Origin of the sequence: Skermania sp. ID1734 (genome assembly GCF_007489285.1) — a bacterium.
Taxonomy (GTDB): domain Bacteria; phylum Actinomycetota; class Actinomycetes; order Mycobacteriales; family Mycobacteriaceae; genus ID1734.
Window position 1 is genome coordinate 1 of record NZ_VLIY01000048.1, and the last position, 1,330, is coordinate 1,330.

General features: G+C 60.7%; 1 protein-coding gene. It reads right to left on the bottom strand.

Going from position 1 to position 1,330, the window contains the following annotated elements:
• Nucleotides 1-27: 27 nt before the first annotated feature.
• Nucleotides 28-1,277, bottom strand: a protein-coding gene (locus tag FOS14_RS24465; protein WP_143773430.1) for an IS3 family transposase whose coding sequence is annotated in 2 segments (ribosomal slippage) — nucleotides 28-1,004 and nucleotides 1,004-1,277 — 1,251 coding nt in all. Because the reading frame shifts where the segments join, the coding sequence is not laid out codon by codon here.
• Nucleotides 1,278-1,330: the final 53 nt, after the last annotated feature.

The window sequence follows — 1,330 nt, forward strand, 5'->3', positions numbered from 1 at the left end:
TGAAGCGTCACGACTTTCGTGCCGCTCCTAGACGGGTTGCGACTGCCGGTCGCGAGCGGTGTTGAAAGCCTGTTCGTACTCGGTTGGGGTGAGCATTCCGAGTGAACTATGCAGACGTCTGTGGTTGTACCAATCAACCCAACCAGATGTGGCGTATTCGATGTCGTTGAGCGTCTTGTAGGGCCCGGCGTGGAACACCGTGGTCTGGATGCATTCGGTCTTGTAGAGGCCGATGATCGATTCCATCAACCCGTTGTCGTAGGCGTCGCCGACCGAACCGATCGAGGGCGTGATGCCCTCGAGGGCGAGATGCTCGGTGAACCTGATCGAGGTGTATTGGCTGCCGGCATCGCTGTGGTGAATCAGCTGACCAGCGGGAATAGGTTTGCCGTTGCGTTGGCGTTCCCACAATGCGATCCGAACCGGGGTGAGCACCAGCTCGGTTTGTTTCGTGGTTGAGGCGTGCCAACCCACGATCTTGTGGGAGAACACGTCGACGACGAAGGCGACGTAGGTGAAACCCGTCCAGGTGCGGGTGTAGGTGAAGTCGGCGACCCATCGTGTGTTGGGGGCCGGTGCGGTGAAGTCCCGGTTCAGCAGGTCCTCGGCGCGGGTGTCGCGGGTGTTCGCCACGGTGGTTCGGATGCCTTTGCCGCGGCGAACCCCGTTCATGTTGAGATCGCCCATGAGTCGATCGACCGTGCAAAATGCCACGTCATGTCCTTGCCGGCGGAGCCAGTGAGTCATCTTGCGGCGCCCGTAGAGGCCCTCCGGGGTTCCTTGAACCGAACGCAGAACATTGCACATTTCAGCGTCGGCGATCGTGCGTGCGGCGACGGTTTGTCCTGGTTGTTTCCAGGCTCGATAGGTTCGTGCGGCGACCTGGCAGCCGTGCTCGCTGAGCACTGCGCAGATCGACTCGACCGCATGACCGTGGGCTCTCATGTCGTCGATGAACGCCATGATCAGCGGTTTCGGGGGTCGAGTTCCCCGGCGAAGAAAACCGTTGCTGCTTTGAGGATCTCGTTGTCCTCGCGGAGTTTACGGACCTCCGCCTTCAACGCCTTGATCTCGGCCTGCGCGTCGGTGCTCACTCCGGGGCGGGATCCGGCGTTGACGTCGGCCTGGACCAGCCATCGCCGGATGGTTTCCTTGCCCAGGCCGAGCTTGTTGCCGATGGCTTGACACATAGCGGTGTCGTTCGGGTAGTCCTGACGATGATCAGCGATCAACCGCAAGGCGCGTTCCTTCACGGCGGGGTCGATTATTTTGCCCATAACTGCATCCTCCTGCACTCAAACAGGAGCGGCAGAAAACCCGTGACGGTTCA